Raw genomic sequence first — 20,842 nt, forward strand, 5'->3', positions numbered from 1 at the left:
TACCATATAAACGGCAAGGAACTTATGAAAACTTTATTAATCAAGGACTTTATACGCTCAAAAGGCTTAATGTTGGGGCTTTTACTATTGTTGATTTCAGGACTAGTAAGTCTTAACATTGGAAAGCAATTTTTAGAAAAAAACGCTCAAGTAATTGAAAAAACAGCGCATTATCAGCAAGAAAATATTGATAGATATGTACAAAATGTCAATAAAGAAATGGGATTGTTGCTGTACTATCTCCGTTTTGGCTTGGTCAATCATACTCCCAATTTGGCAGGTTTATCGATTGGACAACGAGATATAAACCCTTCAATCATCAGTGTTACGATTCGAAATCTGGAAGAGCAAAAATATACGACTGATCTCATGAATCCCATGTATCAGTTATTAGGAAATCTGGATTTTAGCTTTGTTTTACTCTATTTCTTTCCCCTGATTATCATCGCTTTTTGTTTCAATATTATCTCCGAAGAAAAAGAAGAAGGCACTTGGAGTTTACTTTTGACACAAGCCCAAAACCCTAAAAAAGTATTACTCTGGAAGATTGGTATTCGCTATTTCAGTATTCTATTGGTACTTATTCTCTTATTCATTATTGCCAAATTTTACCTTTCTATTGCTTTCGACCTCACTTTCATAGCATTTTGTTTGGTGGCTATGTTGTATGTAACTTTTTGGTTTTGTATCTCTTGGCTAGTAGTATCTTGGCAAAAGAGCTCAAGTCAAAATGCCCTAATTTTGTTAATCACATGGGTTATGTTGACCATTATTATCCCTGCCAGTGTCAATGCTACCGTGACAGCTATTTATCCCGTGCCCGAAGCTTTCAAAACTACCTTGGATAGTCGTGAGGCATATCACTCCAAATGGGATAAAGCCAAAGAACCTACGATTGAAAAATTTTACCAGCATTATCCTCAGTTCAGAAAATACAAACATCCACAAGGGCATGACTATAGTTGGCTGTGGTATTATGCAGCACAGCAAATGGCAGATGACGAATCGATGGTATCATCTCAGCAACTCAAAGAAAAACTTCAGCAAAGAGAACATCTCGTTCAAATCATTGGTTGGGTGGTTCCGAGTATCAATACTCAATTATCTTTCAACCAATTAAGTCTAACTGATATTCAAAACAATTTGAATTTTTGGAAAGCCTTGGAAAATTTCCATGAGCAAAAGCGCTTGTATTTTTATCCAAAAATATTTGCAGAAATGCCCGTAAACCAAGAAAACTGGACGCAATTCAAATTAGCTTCATTTCATGACAAAGTGATTATTCATTGGTTTACAACGATTTTCCCGATGTTCTTGATTTCACTGCTTTGTTTCTGGAAAGCCATGAAGAATTTAATTTTCTAATATTCAACCCTTTTGACCATGCTTACAGCTCATAATTTAACGAAACAATATGGTGATTATACCGCTCTCAATAAACTCAATTTAACAATTCAAGCAGGAGAAATCTTTGCCTTACTAGGGCAAAATGGCGCAGGAAAAACAACTACTATCAATTGTTTTTTAGGTTTTATCCAACCAAGCGCAGGCGATGCTGTAATTGATGGCATTGTGGTCGCACAAAATCCAACTGAAACTAAAAAGCATCTTGCTTATATTCCCGAAACGGTCATGCTATACCCTAACCTTTCGGGTGTAGAAAACCTTGCTTTTTTCTCTTCATTAGCAGGATTTAACTATTCAGAACAAGAACTAGAATCCCTATTACAGAAGGCTGGTTTACAAGCCATTGCACATCATAATCGTGTGGGAGGTTATTCAAAAGGAATGCGTCAAAAAGTAGGCATAGCTATTGCCATTGCTAAAAAAGCCAAGGTACTTTTGCTCGACGAACCTACCAGCGGACTTGACCCAAAGGCTTCCAATGAATTTTCGGAAATACTTAAAGAACTGTCTCAAAATGGTACCGCTATCTTAATGGCGACGCATGATATTTTTAGAGCGAAAGAAGTAGCACACCGCATTGGTATTATGAAAGAAGGGAACTTAGTATCCGTCATTGATGCTTCTTCTATATCTGCCAATGAACTGGAGCAGTTGTATCTGCAAACAATCTAGGGACAGTCAGCTATCCTTGTGAATTGGTTCAATTCAAATTACACATTATTTTCACTCTCAATTTTCATGAATGTCTTTTTTAAAACTCTTATTATTAGCACTTTACTAGTGTTATCCATTCATTCAATCAAGGCTCAGAATACGAAAAAGCTATTGGTCATATATACCAAAGAAACCTATCTAAAATCGGTTAAAGAGGATAGCAATAAAGCTTTAGTGTTATTGAAAGAATATGTTCCCAGCATCAAGCTGGATATTAAATATGCTACTTCACAGAATATTTTTTATCAAAAACTCTATTCTAAAGCCGTAGCTTATATTCGTCTGCCAGTAGCCAAGGCGCTAGCCAAAGTTCAGGAAGAACTAAAATCAAAGGGCTTATCACTCAAAATTTATGATGCTTACCGTCCGTATTCGGTCACCGTTCAAATGTTTGAAATGCTCCCCGACACCTTATATATGGGTTTGCCTTGGACAGGTAGCAAGCACAATAGAGGTATTGCTTTGGATTTGACTTTGGTAGATTTAAAAACAGGAAAAGAACTCAAAATGCCAACCCCTTTCGATGCGTTGGTATATGCCTCTCATCCTGAATTTTCATTGATTTCGGACGAGGCTAAAGAAAATAGAGAGCTATTAAAAAAGGTGATGAAAAAGTACGATTTTGTCGTTGATCCAATGGAGTGGTGGCATTTTAATTATAAGAGTAGTACAAATTTCGAAATCTTGGATTTACCCTTCAAAACCTTCGAATAATAACATTTGGCTTGATTTTAGCAGGAAGAGTGCATGGCACTCTTCCTTTTTTTTTACAAAAAAGTAATCTCCCATGATTAAACTCAGCTATCAATTATTTATCATACCCTTTCATGTTGTTCATCGGGTATTTTAGCACAATAGTCAACAATATTGACCATTTTATCGAAAACGATTTTAAAATCGGAACGAAACCAACTTGGTCGGCGTTGTCTAAATACGTTGTACCTCAGCAGAACAAATAATCAATTACTAAAACTTAAATTCATGAGTACTAGGCTTCACAACGGAAAAATGTGGACGAAGCTGTTTTTTACAGCACTGAGTTTACTCAGTTTATCGAGCAAAACATTTTCCCAAACCACGCAGACTACCACTGCGATTCAGGGTACTAGTGCAGAGAATCTTGCGGCAGAATCTCCAACTTTGGACAAAGCCACACTTGATAATGTGATTCAATATGCACTAAAACATCAACCTTTAATTCAACAGTCGGTCATAGACCAACGCGTTGTTGAAAATACCATCAAAAGCAAATTGGCAGATTGGTATCCACAAATCAATTTTAATTACAATTTACAACACAACTTTGCTGTTCAGACGAGTATTATCGGAGGTAATCCTGTAAAACTAGGTGTTGACAATACTTCAGCCGCTCAGTTTAGTTTGACACAAAGTATTTTTAACCGTGATTTGTTATTGGCAAATCGTTCACAAAACGATGTTCGACAACAAGCTTCACAAACGATTACCAACAATAAAATTGCTGTTGCAGCCAATGTAGCCAAAGCATTTTATGCGGTACTTTCGACCAAACAACAAATCAGTGTTGCAGAAGGCGATATCATTCGTCTGAAAAAGAGCTTGAAAGATGCCAAAAGCAACTATGATGCTGGTACTGCTGACAAAATCGACTACAAGCGTGTTACCATTACCTTGAATAACACGATGGCAACCAAGGCAAGTAATGAGGAATTGCTGAAAGCAAGATTACAAGCACTCAAATCTTTGATGGGATATCCAGTCGATAAGCCTTTGGAGATTACGTACGAGCCTACTCAAATGGAAAATGAAATTGCCCTTGATACTACACAAAAAGTAGAGGTACAAAGTAGAATCGAGTATCAGCAATTACAAACGCTTAAACGTTTGAGAGAAGCAGATTTGAATTATAGCAAATGGGCATATCTACCAAGTGTATCGTTGAATGGCGCTTATAACCTTAACTTTTTGAATAATAGTTTTGGAGATTTGTACACTAGAAACTATCCAAACTCTTTTGCTAACTTGACTTTGGCTTTGCCTATCCTCCAAGGAGGAAAACGTAAGATTAATACCAATACTGCTGAGTGGCAAATCAAGCGTTTGAACTTGGATATGGTCAATCTTAAAAATTCTGTTAACAATGAGTACCAACAAGCTTTGGCAACTTACAAGAGTAATTTGACCGTTTTTCTTTCTCAAAAAGAAAATATGGAGTTGGCTAAAGAAGTATATGACCTTGTACAAATGCAATATCGCTCAGGTATCAAAACGTATTTGGAAGTCATTACCGCAGAAACAGATTTACGCTCGGCACGCATCAACTACTACAATACTTTGTATTTATTACTTTCAAGCAAAATCGATGTGCAAAAAGCACTTGGTCAATTAAATTACTAGCATTTAAAATATTTGTATCGACTATTATAAAAGTCGGTCACCCAATAAACATTGTTTCCTATGTTCATGTATAAAACTAACTCTTTTGCTACAATCGTGGGTATCGTATTACTCAGTGCATGTGGCGGAAAAAAAACTGATACAGCAGCACTAACTCCCCCTCCAGTGTCGGTCAGTATCGAAGCTGTTGAAAGTACTGATGCTGTCTTTTTTGATGAATATCCTGCAACTGTAAACGCCCTTGACATGGTGGAGCTTCGTCCACAAGTGAGTGGTTATATCTCAGGAGTTCACTTTGCTGATGGTGCTCGTGTAAGAAAAGGACAATTACTTTATACCATTGATACCCAATTATTTGAAGCAAACTACGACCAAGCAGTAGCCAATCTTAAAGTGCAAGAGGCTAATTTAGGAAAAGCGCAAAAAGATGCTAACCGTTATCATGAGTTAGCAAAGAACGATGCCGTAGCCAAACAACTAGTCGATAATGCTGATGCCGCTTTGGAAGCAGCTCAAAGACAAGTAGATGCCTCAAAAGCTAATATCCGTAGTGTTCAAACCAATGTAAGATATACCAAAATTTTTGCGCCATTCGACGGAACAATTGGTATTTCATTGGTCAAAAAAGGTACGGCCGTAACAGCAGGTCAAACTATTTTGAATACTGTATCTACCGACCGTCAGTTAGCTGTTGATTTTAATGTTGACCAAAAAGAGATTTTCAAATTCTCAAAAATGCTTCAACAAAAAACTTCTGCTTCTGACTCAACTTTTACTTTAGCATTTAATGGCGAAAAATATCCTTACAATGGAAAAATCGCTTTACTTGACCGTGCAGTAGACCCACAAACAGGTACTATCAAAACTCGTTTGATTTTTCCAAACCCTCAAAATATCCTACGTGCGGGCATGACAGGAACTGTACGAGTTTTGACCAAAAATAATTCAGCTGTAGTCATTCCTTACAAAGCTATTTCTGAGCAATTAGGAGAGTTTTTTGTATATGTACCAGGAGATAGTAGCAAAGTAACGCAACGTCGTGTTGAACTTGGAACAGCGATTGGCAAAAAAGTCATTGTGAAAAAAGGTTTGACATCAGGCGACAAAATCATCGTAGAGGGCATTCAAAACTTGCGTGAAGGTTCGGTTTATACTACCGAAGCGCCAGCTCCAGCAGCTCCTGCGAAAAAATAGTAATTCTATTGATGAGTAGAGTTTCGACACAACTCATCTAACTTATTCTTAGATATTTATTAAGTATCTTAACTATTGGTCATTTTTTGTAAAATCTTGAAAAGGTATTTTGTAAATACCTCATTATAAGCGTTAAAGACTAGAAAGCAAGACGTTTTATCTTTTCTTGAAATCACCAATAGCTATTCAACAAATCTGTTACTTATGATAGCTGATGTTTTTATAAAACGCCCCATAACTGCCATCGTTACATCCATTGTGATTGTAATTGTGGGAGCTATTGCCATGGCGACACTGCCCGTTTCTCAATATCCTGATATTACCCCTCCTACCGTAACTGTATCGGGTATATTCACGGGGGCAGATGCTCAAACGGTAGAACAAACCACCACTACTCCTATCGAAACCCAAATTAACGGTACTCCTGGCATGAGTTATATGTCGTCCAACAGTACCAGTAGTGGTCAGAGTAGTATCAACGTAACTTTCGATATCGGTACAGACGTTAACATTGCTGCGCTAGACGTACAAAACCGTGTATCGGTAGCTCAACCAACCCTTCCAGATGCGGTAAAACGTTTAGGATTAACGGTTCGTAAACGTAACCCAAGTATCATGATGGCCTTGGCGCTTTATTCTCCTAATGGTACACATGATGCAAAATTCATTGGTAACTATGCCAATATTTATTTGAAAGATGCCCTCCAACGTATCAAAGGTGTAGGTGATATTGTATCCCGTGCCGATGACTTTGGGATGCGTATTTGGTTAGATCCAGAAAAATTAGCGGCTCTTCGCATGACGCCATCAGATGTTTCGGCAGCTTTGGCAGAACAAAACTTACAGGTAGCAGCTGGTGTAATTGGTGGTAACCCACAACCTCAGAATCAAGCATTTGAATATAGTGTATTGACAAACAGCCGTTTGAATACCAAAGAACAATTTGAGGATATCGTTGTAAGAAGCTCTCCAAGTATTGGAAGTATTGTGTATCTCAAAGATGTAGCTCGTGTAGAATTAGGTCGTTTTGACTATGGCGTAAATGCTTTTGTAGGAAAACGTCCTGCGGCATTTGTAATTATTTACTTAGCGCCAGGAGGAAATACTTTGGAAACGTATGAAGGTGTAACTAAGGCTTTAACAGAAATGAAAAAGACTTTCCCTAAAGACCTTGACTATGTGGTTCCATTAGAATCTGCTTCTGTCGTAAAAGTATCTATCGAAGAGGTAGTACATACTTTGGTAGAAGCCTTGATTTTGGTAATTATCGTAGTGTTCTTGTTCTTACAGAGCTGGAGAGCTACGTTGATTCCTATCTTAGCAATTCCTGTATCTTTGATTGGTACATTTATCTTATTTATTCCTTTTGGATTTACCATAAATACCTTGACCTTGTTTGCCTTCGTTTTGGCGATTGGTATTGTTGTGGATGACGCCATTGTGGTAGTAGAAGCCGTTCAGCATAATATGGACGAGCATGGATTGACTCCTAAAGAAGCGACACAAAAAGCTATGAAAGAAATTTCAGGTCCAGTAATCGCTATTGCCTTAATTTTGGCGGCGGTATTCGTTCCTGTAAGTTTTGTGCCAGGTATTGTAGGTCGTTTGTATCAGCAATTTGCCATTACCATTGCGGTGTCAGTAATTCTTTCGGCATTTGTAGCCTTATCATTGACTCCAGCTTTATGTACCATTATGCTCAAACCAACACCTAGCGAAAGTGAACGTAAAAGCTTGCTAGACAGGTTCTTTAAATGGTTTAACAATCGTTTTGAAAAACTCTCTTTTGCTTATACTCGTGGCGTTGCCAAGTGGATTAAAGCAACTCCTTTGGTATTGGTAATGATGGTTTGTTTGTTTGTAGGTCTTTTCTTCTTGTTTAAAAATAAACCAACAGGCTTTATTCCAACAGAAGATGAGGGTCGTATGTATGTAACCTACGAAATGCCAGAAGCAACGTCAACGGCTCGTAACGTAGAGATGTTCCAAAACATCATGAGTCGTTTGGAGCGTATTCCAGAAGTACGTGTTGTGGGTGGTATTGCTGGTTTGAACGTTGTGAGTTTCTCAAACAAATCAAACGTTGGTACTTTCTTCGTAAACCTAAAACCTTGGTCGGATCGTAAAGGAAAAGAACATCATGTGCAAAGTGTAATTGATAATATCAAAAAAATCACTTCTGATATCAAAGAGGCTCGTGTTTTACCTATTGCTCCTCCTGCTATTCCAGGTTTAGGTCAAACGGCTGGTTTTACTTTTGAATTACAACAAACAACTAGTCCAGACAATATTCAGCAGTTTGAAAAAGTAGCTCGTACTTTCTTAGCAGAACTTAACAAACGCCCAGAAATTGGTATGGCATACACTTTCTTTAGTGCCAGAACGCCTGGTTATCAGATAGATGTAAACCGTGACCAAGCCAAAAAGCAAGGTGTCAATATCAACGATATTTTTGGTACACTTTCTACGCTATTGGGTAGTTCGTATGTCAACGATTTTACCTTATATGGTCGTAACTTCCGTGTAATGGTACAAGCAGATAGTAGTTTCCGTTCTTCTTTGGACAAAATCCAGCAGTATTATGTTCGTAACTCGGCTGGAAATATGGTGCCTTTGAAAACTTTGGTCAATGCTAAAGTTATCGAAAATGCCGCATTAATTTCGCACTATAACGTGTATCGTGCTATTGAAATTAATGGTACTCCAAAACCAGGTTTTAGTAGTGGACAAGCCATCAAAGCTTTGGAAGAAGTTGCAGCAAGAACATTGCCAGTAGGCTATTCATATGAATTCTCTGGTATGAGTCGTGAAGAAATTAAGGCGGGAGATAGTACTGTTTTGATTTTTGCGATTTCGATTATCTTCGTATTCCTATTTTTGGCAGCCTTGTATGAAAGTTGGTCTATTCCATTCTCGGTACTTTTTGCTGTACCAGTTGGGGCTTTTGGTTCAATTTTGACATTGACCCTTTTACCAAACCTTTCAAACAATATCTATGCACAAATTGGTTTAATTACCTTGATTGGTCTAGCGGCCAAAAACGCCATTTTGATTGTAGAATTTGCCAAAGAACGTGTAGATCACGGCATGGAGCTCATTTCTGCTACCTTAGAGGCTGTTCAACTACGTTTGCGACCAATTATTATGACGTCGCTAGCCTTTATCCTAGGGGTTTTACCATTAGCATTTGCAAGTGGTGCCGCAGCCGAATCTCGTAAAACCATTGGTTGGACCGTATTTGGAGGTATGTTGTCAGCAACGTCCTTAGCAATCTTCATTGTGCCTGTTTTATTCGTAGTTATCGAAAAAATCGCTAACCGCAAAAAACACACAAAAGCGTAGTTTTTCAATTTGAAGATTTGAAAATGTAGAATCTTCCGATATTTTAGGCTAATAAAAAAGGAATCCCGCGTGTGGGATTCCTTTTTTACTAGCCTAATTATCAATAGTTTATTATAAGCTACATTTTTTAACTAACTTGCTATTTATCTATTTTTGAAAATCTTCAAATCTTCAAATCTTCAAATCTTCAAATCTTCAAATCTTCAAATCTTCAAATCTTCAAATCTTCAAATCTTCAAATCTTCAAATCTTCAAATCTTCAAATCTTCAAATCTTCAACGAAGACTTTCTCACAACCAATTTCCCTTGTACGATAATATCTTCTGGTACAAAATTATCTCCATCAATGATATTATTAATGAGCGTATTGGCCGCTATTTCGCCCACTTGTAAAGGAAATTGATGAAAAACAGTTAAGGCTGGCTCTATTAATTCTGCAATTTGGTCATCACCAAAGCCTGCGATAGCAATTTGTTCAGGAATTTTAATACCTCTCTTTTTCAGTTCCACCATTAGTTCAATAGCATTGCCATGATGAACTGCAAAAATTGCATCTGGTGGCGACTCCAATGATAACCATTGATTTAGCGCATCTACAGCTTCATTTTTTCTAAAACCAATATGGTAAACTAAATTTTGGTCAAAAATAAGTCCATATTCCTTTAAAGCAGCTTGATAACCTTCAAATCTCTCCTGACTAATCAATAAATCTTTGGGACCAGCACAAATTGCTATTTTTTTACATCCTTGCTTTATAAGATGTTCTACCAACAAAAAAGAACCTCTAAAGTTATCCAGAATCACTTTAGCTGTTGGAAGCTCATAAGCAACTCTATCAAAATGAACAATTGGAATACCTCTATTCAAATGTAGTTTGATATGCTCAAAAGAGGTCGTTTCAACAGAATGACTAATCAACAAACCATCCACCTGACTACTCATTAAAGCCTGTACATTAAGTGTTTCGGTCGAATGTGATTCATTTGACTGGCAAATCATCACTCGATAACCCGCATTACTCGCCACTTGTTGAATACCAGACAATACCCCAGCAAAAAAAGGTCTTTGAATATCTGGAATCACCACGCCAATAGTATTTGTAGCTCCCCTATTGAGACTTTGTGCCAGCAAATTAGGGCGATAATCGAGTTCTTGGGCGACTCTTAGTATTTCCTGACGGGTATTTTCATTAATCTCCTTGCTATTATTCAATGCTCTCGAAACTGTGGAAGGGGCAACACCTAAGGCTTTTGCAATATCCACAATCGTAGTTTGATGATTTTTTTTAGCAGGTACAACAGGTGTAGTTTGTACTGTAAAATAACTGTCACACGATTTACACAAAAATCGTTGCTTACCTCGAACAAAACCTGCTTTTACCAAATTTTGTGTATCCTGACAATTTGTACATTGTATCATATAGTTTATGCTTGATTTGTGTCTGAGTAATTATACGAGTTGTTAATGATAAAGAATAACCTAAACTTTTTTTCTTTTTTCTATGTCTACCAACCCATCTTGAATCGAATTGTTGTATTTTTTTTATACATCATTTTTGGTTATTCTATCCTCAAAAATACAAGTAGATTAGCATTTCTAAAAGTAGAACTTTTTGTTGAATATAATGATATATATCGGCGTCGTTTTCGAAAACGTTTGCGATATTTTTATAAAAATATATCAAGAAAAACTTTGTTTAATATAAAAATATAGCCTTACATTTAGTTCAAATCTCCCCCAATTAATATCAAGTATCGGAAATGATTTCCGAAAAACTTGAACTATTTTAAGAAGTACTATTTCCAAAAACTACTGAGTATGATACATACTATGCGTTGGTTTGGCCCTAAAGACCCTGTCTCGCTAATGGATATTCGCCAGGCAGGGTGTACTGGGGTTGTTTCCGCTCTCCATCAAATTCCTGTCGGTGAAATATGGTCTAAAGAGGCCATTCAACAAAGAATTCAAATCATTGAAGCTGATAATCAACAGTATTCACCCTTAAAATGGCTCGTTGTAGAAAGTCTTCCTGTACACGAGGATATCAAAAAAGGACTTCCTTCTCGTGACTTATATATTGAGAACTACAAAGCTTCTCTACGCAATTTGGCAGCCTGCGGGGTTACTATTGTTTGCTACAATTTTATGCCTGTGTTAGATTGGTCGCGCACCAAGCTAAATTATAGCATGCCAGATGGTTCTCAAGCTCTACGTTTTGTTTGGCAGGATTTTGCCTTGTTCGATTTATATATCCTCCAACGTCCCAATGCCAAAAATGATTATACGCAAGAGGTTCAGGAGGCTGCAAAAGCTAAATTCGAGCAAATGACAGAGGATGAACTCAAGGAGTTAACCAATACGGTTTTGCTAGGTTTGCCTGGCTCGGAAGAAGCATTTAGTCTCACTACTTTTCAAGGATTATTAAATAATTACGCTCATATCGGTGATGCCGAACTTCGTGCCAATCTGTATTACTTTATCCAGCAGATTGCGCCGCTAGCCCAAGAACTGGGCGTCAATCTATGTATTCACCCTGATGATCCTCCAAAGTCTCTTTTGGGCTTACCACGTGTCGTGAGTACCGAGTCTGATTTGGTACAACTCATGCAAGCTTACGATGTAACTGCCAATGGCGTTACCTTCTGCACTGGTTCTCTGGGAGTTAGAGATGATAACGATTTAGCTGGAATGATTACTCGTTGGGGACATCGTATTCATTTTTTGCATTTACGAACAACCAAAAGAGAAGAAAATCCTTTGAATTTTCATGAAGCAGCCCATCTCACTGGCGATGTCGATATGTATGAAGTAGTGAAAGCGGTAGTTTTGGAAGAAAACAAAAAAGGAGCCGAACGACAAATCCCAATGCGTCCCGATCATGGTCATTTGATGCTAGATGATTTGACAAATGGGAAAAAAACCTACCCGGGCTATTCTGCCATTGGTCGATTAAAAGGGCTTGCAGAACTTAGAGGACTAGAATTAGGAATCAAAAGGAGCATATTATAGTCCTAGATAATTGGCAACATTAACTTCACAATTTGGCATCAATACTAAATATGAGATATTTTCAAAAATTAATTATCATTCTACTTTTGAGCATCACCCAATTGGCACATGCCGATGATGGTTATAGGCTTTGGTTAAAATTTGACCTTATTACTAATATTCAACAAAGAAATAGCTATGCTCAAAAATGTCAGTTCATTTACTCTGATAATCAAGAAGTTATTACAAAAACAGCTCAAAAAGAACTACAAGCTGGTTTGTCTGGATTATTAGGAAAAAAGATTTTGATTTTAACTAATCCAGCAGGAAAAAAGGGAGGTATAATTCTTCAAGTTATTCAAAATGAACAAACGAATCAACTTGCTGAAGATGGTTTTTCAATCCGTGAAGAAAATCAGAATATCGTCATTCGTTCTCGTACTGCATCTGGCATATTATATGGTTCTTTTGCTTTTTTGAGACAAATACAAAGTGGCAATTCTATTGCACAAATCAATATCACGGATTCACCAAAAATCAAATACCGAATGCTCAACCACTGGGATAATCCCCTTGGTACTATCGAACGTGGTTATGCGGGTTCTTCTCTGTGGAAATGGTATGAATTACCAGAAGTAATAGACCAGCGGTACATCGATTATGCTCGTGCAAATGCCTCTATCGGTATCAATGCGGTTGTTTTGAATAACGTCAATGCCAGTGCTAGATTTTTGACCAAAGAATATATCGTAAAAGTAAAAGCCCTAGCAGATGTTTTTCGTCCTTATGGAATAAAGGTGTTTCTTTCCTTAAATTTTGCTGCGCCAAAACTCTTGGGTGGTGCAAAAAATTCTGACCCGATGGCTCCAGAAGTAAGAAATTGGTGGAAAAATGTCACTAAGGAAATTTATGCTGCTATTCCTGATTTTGGAGGATACTTGGTAAAAGCTAATTCTGAAGGTGAGCCTGGTCCTCAAGACTTTGGCAGAACTCATGCTGATGGTGCTAATATGCTTGCCGAAGCAGTAGCACCTTACAAAGGAATTGTCATTTGGCGTGCTTTTGTTTACGCTGCCGATCCCAAAGGCGACCGTTTCAAAGAAGCTTACAAGGATTTTAAGCCTCTTGATGGCACATTTGCTTCTAATGTTTTAGTACAGGTAAAAAATGGCCCTATAGATTTTCAATCTCGTGAGCCATTTCATCCGCTTTTTGGTGCTATGCCAAAAACGCCACTTGCTATGGAATTCCAACTTACACAAGAATATTTGGGTTTCAGTACCAATCTTGTGTACGAAGCACCACTTTTCAAAGAGTGCCTAGAAAGTGATACTTATTCAAATGGAAAAGGTTCAACAGTTGCAAAAATCGTTGATGGAAGTATTGATAATCATCCACTTACGGCTATAGCTGGTGTAGCTAATACTGGTTCAGATCGTAACTGGACAGGACATTTAATGTCTCAAGCCAATTGGTATGCTTTTGGTAGATTGGCGTGGAATCATAGTTTAAGTTCCGAACAAATTGCTTCGGAATGGATAAAAATGAGTCTAACTCAAGAGCCTAAAGCAGTTGCCACGATTCAAGATTTGATGATGAAATCCCGTGAAATTTATGTGGATTTTACCACTCCTCTTGGTCTGCATCATGTAATGGGACAAAATATTCACTTTGGACCAGAACCTTGGCTAGAAAAAAGTGCCCGCCCCGACTGGACTGCCATTTATTACCATCGCGCCGACTCATTAGGACTTGGTTTTGACAGAACTGCCCAAGGAAGCAACGCCCTTGGATTATATGCTAAAGAGGTTCAAGCTCAGTGGGGAAACCCAGATACTTGTCCTCTCCCCTATTTGCTATGGTTCCACCATGTTTCTTGGAATCAAAAACTTAGTTCTGGCAAAACTCTTTGGAATGAGTTCAGTAGTCGCTATTACGAAGGTGTACAATCTGTAGAGTGGATGCAAAAACAATGGAATTCTGTTCAGTCGTCAATCGACCCTCAAATATTTGCTGATGTGACTGGTCGATTAGCCGCTCAGCATCGTGAGGCGCTGAATTGGCGAGATGCCTGCGTGTTGTACTTTCAACAATATTCAAAACAAGCCATTCCTTCTCCTTATCAAGCACCATCTAGAACGCTTGATGAAATGAAAGAAATTGTCCGAATTTATCAACTTAAGTGATAAGTACTAAGCCTTGAGTAAATAGACGTTCATTTTACCTTTGTGGAAATAGCTCCATCAATGGTAATACGCTTACAGCATAACATTCAATTAAAATTTCGAGCTAAGAACCTGACAGTTAATATTTTAAATCATGACCTTAGCTCGACACCAAAACTTAATTACCTTATGAATTTTAGACTTGATAATAAAATTGCCCTTATTACTGGCGGCGGAAGTGGTATCGGATTTGCCATTGCTCAATGTATGATTGACGCTGGTGCAACGGTTGTCATTACAGGACGTCGTGAACATGCACTTCAAGAAGCCGTTCAGCAATTAGGAGATAAAGCCAAATATGTGGTAAACGATGTAACAGTTCTTGACCAATTAGAAAACCTAGTTGAGCATATCGAAACACACATTGGTGCCATTGATATTTTAGTGAACAATGCTGGTATCAACATGAAAAAACCTGCATTAGAAGTAACTGACGAAGAATTTCAAAGAATTATTCATACAAATCTCAATGCTGTATTTTCTCTTACGAGAGTTGTTGCTCAACGCATGGTGGGTCGTAAATCGGGAAATATTATCATGATTTCTTCTATGGCAGCCTATTATGGAATTGATCGTGTTCCTGCTTATTCTGCTTCAAAACATGGCGTTGAAGGACTCGTAAAAGCCTTATCGATGGATTTGTCTCCGAGCCAAGTTAGGGTCAATGCTGTTGCACCTGGTTTTATCGAAACTGCTATGATGCAAACAGCAATGAATAGCGACCCAGCACGTATGAATAAAGCACTTGACCGCACGCCAATGGGCTTTTTTGGAAAACCAGAAGATATTGGTATGGCAGTAGTATTTTTAGCTTCAGACGCTGCAAAATATATTACTGGTGCATCATTACCTGTAGATGGAGGCAACTCTATTGGTTTCTAAATAATATTGCTTTAAATTTTTATAAATAGTTTATATACAAACATTTAAGTAAATCTCAAATATAATTATTTTGTATTATCAAAATGAAAATAAGAAGTTTAGGTATATATACATCAGCATTTTTTTTGCTATCGCAAATCTCCATTGCTCAGCAGAAAAAACAGCCTATTTCTCAACCACTCGTAAAGCATATCTATACGGCAGATCCTTCTGCGCATGTTTTTGAAGGAAAAATTTATATCTATCCTTCGCATGATATTGAAACGAATGTTAGTAGAGACGCAGATGGAGCCAAGTTTGACATGAAAGATTTTCATATTCTTTCAATGGATAAAATCGGTGGGAAAGTTACTGATCATGGCGTTGCTCTTGACTTAAAGGATATACCTTGGGCTAGCAAGCAATTATGGGCGCCAGATGCGGCCTATAAAAACGGAACATACTATCTATTTTTCCCAGCCAAAGACCAAGAAGGAATTTTTAGAATTGGAGTTGCCACCAGTAAAAAACCTTACGGCCCATTTAAAGCTGAGCCAAAACCCATCGAAGGCAGTTTTAGTATAGACCCAGCAGTTTTTAAAGACTCTGATGGTAGCTATTATATGTATTTTGGCGGTATTTGGGGTGGACAATTGCAACGTTGGAAAACAGGTAAATATGATGCTAATGGCGCTTTGCAAAAAGCGAACGAAAAAGCGCTACTACCCAAGATTGCTAAACTATCCTCTGATCTAAAAAGTTTTTCAGAAAGTCCAAAGGACATTCAAATCTTAGACGAGCAAGGAAATGTATTATTGGAGGGAAACAATGATAAGAGATTTTTTGAGGCTGCTTGGATGCATAAATACAAAGGAAAATACTATTTCTCCTACTCTACTGGTGATACTCATTTTATCAGTTATGCCACAGGAGATTCTCCCTATGGACCATTTACTTACAAGGGAGTTGTACTAAACCCCGTTGAAGGCTGGACAAACCACCATTCTATAGTTGAAGTTAAAGGAAAATGGTATTTGTTTTATCACGATGTGCAGCTATCAGGACAAACACACTTGAGAAATGTAAAAGTAACTGAATTACACCATAACCCAGATGGGACGATTCAGACGATTTCAGCATATAAGTAATTACGTACTCCGTTTTTAGTTTAAAGGGCAAAGTGTCATTATGATACTTTGCCCTTTACTTTTTTCCCATAATCAAGGTGCAAAAGCTCATTATGATACTTTGCCTACTAGCTCGAGACTTTGTCTCGGACTCAATATTGCTTTGGTTTTAAACTGTTTGAAAAAATAAGTCCAAGAATAAGGCTTGAACTAGCAAGAAGATTTTTGCTATGCTAAGCAAAAGCTCATTGTGATACTTTGCTTACTGGATTAGAAGCTTTGTCTCGGACTCGCTATTGTTTCGGTTTTTAAACTGTTTGAAAAAATAAGTCCAAGAATAAATCTTGAACTAGTAAGAGTATTTTTCCAAAACCAAGCAAAAGCTCATTGTGATACTTTGCTCACTAGTTCGAGACTCTGTCTCGGACTCACTATTGCTCCAGTTTTTAAACTGTTTGAAAAAATTAGTCCAAGAATAACTCTTGAACTAGTAAGAGTATTTTTCCAAAACCAAGCAAAAGCTCATTATGATACTTTGCTCGCTAGTTCGAGACTCTGTCTCGGACTCAATATTGCTTCAGTTTTTAAACTGTTTGAAAAAATTAGTCCAAGAGTTATTCTTGGACTAGTAAGAGACTAATAACAAGATTTTTTCAAAAATGAGCAAAAGATCATTGTGATACTTTGCCCTTTATGCAAGGATAGAGTCTAGCATTTTACTTTGTACTTTTGTGTATCCAATTAAAATACTATTTAACTTATGAAATTTACTTTTACCTTTCTTTTTGCTTTCATTTCTATTCTTGTCAGTATTCCGCTTTATTCTCAAAATAAAGCCACCATTAGCGGGAAAGTTATTGATTCAAAGACTTCTGAAATCATGTCTTATGCAAGTATTCGTGTACTTGATGCAAAAACTGATAAACTAATTACAGGAGGAATTACCACCGAAAAAGGCACTTTCTCACTCCAAGTTCCCTATGGAATCTATGTAGTGGCTGCTGAATTTATGGGCTACAAAATTTGGAAATCCGATATTTTAACCCTTGATAAATCAAATGCAGCGATTAATCTTGGTACTATTCTTCTCCAAACACAAAGCCAACAACTTACGGAAGTTGAAGTGCGTGCAGAGAAAAGTACGATGGAAATGGCGCTAGATAAACGTGTATTCAACGTCGGAAAAGATTTAGCCAATGCAGGTGGTACAGCTAGTGACATTCTTACCAATATTCCTTCGGTATCTGTTGAACCTGATGGCGGTATCAAACTTCGTGGAAGTGACAATGTCCGTATCTTGATTGATGGTAAACCTTCTGGATTAGTCAGTTTTAAGGGCGGCGCAGGACTGCAATCATTACAAGCAAGCATGATTGAGCGAGTCGAAGTAATTACCAACCCTTCGGCTAGATACGAGGCAGAAGGTATGGCTGGCATTATTAATATTGTTTTGAAAAAAGATAAAAAACAAGGATTCAATGGTTCTTTTGATGTGATTACGGGCTATCCTGTCAATGAAGGCTTAGGTATAAATATGAACTATCGTCACCAAAAGCTAAACTTTTTTCTCAATTATGGCATTGCTTATCGTATTACGCCCAATATTGCCCATAATTTCCAGCAAGTATTTAACGGTGATACAACCGTTATTTCGGATCAAGATAGAAACGGTAACCTCAAGGGCTTTAATAATAACATTCAAGGGGGTTTGGATTATTTCTTTTCAGAAAAAAGCTTTTTGACTGCATCCTATTTATTTCGTCGCTCGGATGCTCGTAGAATTACAGATTTAGTCTATAAGGATTATGTAAATTCATTGAACAACCTTATTAGAACGACCTATCGCCAACAAGACGAAAAAGAAACCGAACCAAACTCTGAATACGCATTAACCTATCGTCGAGATTTTGATAAGAAAAACCATAGCTTTTCTGCTGAAGTACGCTATATCGATAATTGGGAGCGCTCTGACCAATTATTTACTCAAAATGCGTTTAAACCCAACGGTTCGGTTGATAAAGCCCAAACTTTATTACAAAACTCCTTAAATGACGAATACGAAAAGCAGTGGTTATTTCAAACAGATTACTCAAAACCAATCCACAAGGATGGAAAAGTTGAAGTGGGAGCAAGAGCTAATTTTAGAGATATGGTCAATGATTATGTAGTAAATCAACAAAATGAAAACGGTGTATTTGTACCATTACCAGGGTTGAAAAACTATTTTATTTATACCGAGAACATCAATGCTGTGTATGGAATCGTTGGAGACAAATACAAAAAACTATCGTATCAAATTGGATTGAGAGCTGAATGGACAAATGTGAAAACTACCCTGCGTGAAACCAATGAAGTAAATCCTAGAAATTACTCAAATCTATTCCCAAGTGCCCATATTGCTTGGGAAATACCCAACGAAAACTCCCTACAACTTAGCTTTAGCCGTCGAGTAAGACGACCTTTTTACAATGATTTAAGTCCTTTTGCTACGTTCTCGGATAGTCGCAACTTTTTTGGGGGTAATCCAAATCTTAATCCAGAGTTTACAAATGCTTTTGAAATTGGTCATATCAAATACTTTAAATTTGGGTCTTTAAGTTCCTCTTTGTTTTATAGAGATACCAAAGACAAAATTCAAACGATTAGAAGTGTGAATGATTTGGGATTTGCTACAACAAGACCTGAAAACTTAACAGGAGAAAAATCATTTGGATTAGACATCGCTTCACAAGTCAATTTTTATCAATGGTGGAAAAGTGATTTTAGTTTCAGTATTTTCAATGCAGACATGGATGGAAGTAATATCGACGAGAATTACAAACGAAATACCCAAAGTTGGTTTGCAAGACATACCTCAAAATTCAGTTTGCCCAACCGCCTAGATATTCAAGTAAGAGCCAATTATGAAGCGCCGCAAAAAACGGTACAAGGCAGACGACTTTCCATGTATTATATCGACTTTTCAGTAAGTAAGGAGGTCTTTCAAGGAAAAGGAACACTTAATTTGAATATTATAGACATTTTCAATACCAGAGTTTCTCGTTTTGTGACAGAAGGAGCCAATTTTATTACCGACGGAAGCTCGCAATTTAGAAGACGACAAATTAATCTTACGCTCAATTATAGAATCAAAAATGCTAAAAAAGTAAAGAGTATCATCAGTGACGAAACCAATTAGGCAAAAGCTCATTGTGATACTTTGCCCCAAACACTCAATTTTTATATCAACTCAAACAAATCTCATCTTATGAAAAAAATCCTCGGACTTATTGTAGGCTTGCTTTTACTACAAGAAGCTTCATCTCAAACACTCAATGTTGCCACTTACAATTTAAGACTCAATACAGCTGGTGATGGTATCAATGCTTGGCCTAATCGAAAGGAGGAAGTAAAAAAACTGATTCGCTATCATGAATTCGATATTTTCGGAACTCAAGAAGGGTTTGCGGGTCAATTAAAAGATTTGGTCGAAATGCCAGAATACACCTACACAGGCGTAGGTCGTGACGATGGTAAAGAAGCGGGCGAGCACTCAGCCATTGTTTACCGAAAAGACAAATTCAAGCTGTTGGAACATGGAGATTTTTGGTTGAGTCAAACACCAGATAAACCCTCGAAAGGATGGGATGCTACCTGTTGTAATCGTATTTGTTCTTGGGGAAAATTTAAAGAAGTTAAGTCAGGTAAGACATTCTACTTCTTTAGTGTGCATTTTGACCATCAAGGAGTTGAGGCTCGTCGTCAATCAGGTTTTTTGATGGTTCAGAAAATAAAAGAGATTGCCAAAAACACGCCTGCAATCTGTGTGGGAGACTTCAACTCTACGCCAGATACAGAGCAAATCAAGATCATGCAAGCTTCATTGGGCGATTCATACTTAGTGACAAAAATGCCTCCTTATGGTCCTGTGGGTACGTTTAATGGCTTCAAACATGATGCTCCGCTCAAAGATAGAATCGATTATATTTTTGTAGATAAGCATTTTGAAGTATTAAAATATGCTGTTTTAACAGATGCTTATGACAGCAAATACCCTTCAGATCACCAACCTGTGGTGATAAAAACAGTATTCAAATAATTTAAAAACCCCATCAAAAGTAGGTATTTGATGGTTTTTTTTTATCAAATTATCATCTCAAAATCGTAAATAATTTATTCATTAGTGTTGTCAAAACTAGGGTGAACTTTTCAAATCACACTTCAAAAGTTATATTATCAAGGTTTCTAAATATAACTTTTGAAGTGTTAAAGAGGGGCAAAGTATCACTGTGACACTTTGCATTTCTGCCTAATTTTCGTTAAAAAGCACTTTTAATGAAATACTCAACATTTCTACTTTTTACATTTTCAAAATATATTATCATTAAATTATACTTTATCCAGCAAAGTTTATTTACACTATTCAAAGCATAATTGTTTGAGAACCTATTTGTTAAAAGTAATCACTTCTAGACTCGGCCACCAGTAGAAGATAATCTTACCTTCTAACTCAGTCATTAATCCACACTTCTCACATAAATTTTCAAAGTTTAAACAAACTGCTGTTCAAAACCTAAGCTAAATGTTTACGCACCTGTGCATTTATCCACAACTTAACTTTTAGTCTTT

Annotated in this window: 13 protein-coding genes; 12 read left to right on the plus strand and 1 reads right to left on the minus strand. The window is 37.2% G+C overall.

Going from position 1 to position 20,842, the window contains the following annotated elements:
• Positions 1-24 precede the first annotated feature (24 nt).
• The 6 genes from QM491_RS14220 (at position 25) to QM491_RS14245 (ending at position 9,033) form a co-directional block, all read left to right on the plus strand.
• Positions 25-1,365 (plus strand): DUF3526 domain-containing protein, encoded by a 1,341-nt coding sequence (locus QM491_RS14220; protein WP_283328152.1) that lies wholly within the window; start codon positions 25-27, stop codon positions 1,363-1,365.
• 18 nt (positions 1,366-1,383) lie between these two features.
• Complete coding sequence (locus tag QM491_RS14225) at positions 1,384-2,079, plus strand: ABC transporter ATP-binding protein (RefSeq protein ID WP_283328153.1); 696 nt, start codon at positions 1,384-1,386, stop codon at positions 2,077-2,079.
• A 108-nt stretch (positions 2,080-2,187) separates the two neighbouring features.
• Positions 2,188-2,835, plus strand: a complete 648-nt coding sequence (locus tag QM491_RS14230) for a M15 family metallopeptidase (protein ID WP_283328154.1) — start codon at positions 2,188-2,190, stop codon at positions 2,833-2,835.
• Between the two features lie 267 nt (positions 2,836-3,102).
• Positions 3,103-4,497 carry a TolC family protein gene (locus QM491_RS14235; protein ID WP_283328155.1) on the plus strand — a complete coding sequence of 465 codons (1,395 nt, stop codon included), beginning with the start codon at positions 3,103-3,105 and terminating at the stop codon, positions 4,495-4,497.
• A 60-nt stretch (positions 4,498-4,557) separates the two neighbouring features.
• Entirely contained in the window at positions 4,558-5,691 is a 1,134-nt protein-coding gene (locus tag QM491_RS14240; RefSeq protein WP_283328156.1) for an efflux RND transporter periplasmic adaptor subunit, read from the plus strand.
• Between the two features lie 204 nt (positions 5,692-5,895).
• Entirely contained in the window at positions 5,896-9,033 is a 3,138-nt protein-coding gene (locus QM491_RS14245) for an efflux RND transporter permease subunit (RefSeq protein WP_283328157.1), read from the plus strand.
• A 267-nt stretch (positions 9,034-9,300) separates the two neighbouring features.
• On the opposite strand, the gene QM491_RS14250 is transcribed toward QM491_RS14245, so the two are convergent.
• Complete coding sequence (locus QM491_RS14250; protein WP_283328158.1) at positions 9,301-10,452, minus strand: LacI family DNA-binding transcriptional regulator; 1,152 nt, start codon at positions 10,450-10,452, stop codon at positions 9,301-9,303.
• A gap of 399 nt (positions 10,453-10,851) precedes the next feature.
• Between QM491_RS14250 and uxuA the strand changes: the two genes are divergently transcribed.
• From uxuA to QM491_RS14280, 6 genes are all read left to right on the plus strand, one after another.
• Positions 10,852-12,042: a mannonate dehydratase gene (uxuA, locus tag QM491_RS14255; protein ID WP_283328159.1), complete on the plus strand. Its 1,191-nt coding sequence runs from the start codon at positions 10,852-10,854 to the stop codon at positions 12,040-12,042.
• 50 nt (positions 12,043-12,092) lie between these two features.
• Complete coding sequence (locus tag QM491_RS14260) at positions 12,093-14,207, plus strand: alpha-glucuronidase family glycosyl hydrolase (RefSeq protein ID WP_283328160.1); 2,115 nt, start codon at positions 12,093-12,095, stop codon at positions 14,205-14,207.
• Positions 14,208-14,375: 168 nt separating this feature from the next.
• On the plus strand, positions 14,376-15,128 hold the full coding sequence (locus QM491_RS14265; protein WP_283328161.1) for an SDR family NAD(P)-dependent oxidoreductase: 753 nt from the start codon (positions 14,376-14,378) through the stop codon (positions 15,126-15,128).
• Positions 15,129-15,211: 83 nt separating this feature from the next.
• The gene (locus QM491_RS14270; RefSeq protein ID WP_283328162.1) at positions 15,212-16,255 is read left to right on the plus strand and encodes a glycoside hydrolase family 43 protein; all 1,044 of its coding nucleotides are present in this window, start codon (positions 15,212-15,214) and stop codon (positions 16,253-16,255) included.
• Positions 16,256-16,994: 739 nt separating this feature from the next.
• The gene (locus tag QM491_RS14275) at positions 16,995-19,412 is read left to right on the plus strand and encodes a TonB-dependent receptor (protein ID WP_283328163.1); all 2,418 of its coding nucleotides are present in this window, start codon (positions 16,995-16,997) and stop codon (positions 19,410-19,412) included.
• 69 nt (positions 19,413-19,481) lie between these two features.
• The gene (locus QM491_RS14280) at positions 19,482-20,312 is read left to right on the plus strand and encodes an endonuclease/exonuclease/phosphatase family protein (protein ID WP_283328164.1); all 831 of its coding nucleotides are present in this window, start codon (positions 19,482-19,484) and stop codon (positions 20,310-20,312) included.
• The last annotated feature ends 530 nt before the right edge of the window (positions 20,313-20,842 follow it).

Origin of the sequence: Flectobacillus longus (assembly GCF_030056705.1) — a bacterium.
Lineage (GTDB): Bacteria > Bacteroidota > Bacteroidia > Cytophagales > Spirosomataceae > Flectobacillus > Flectobacillus longus.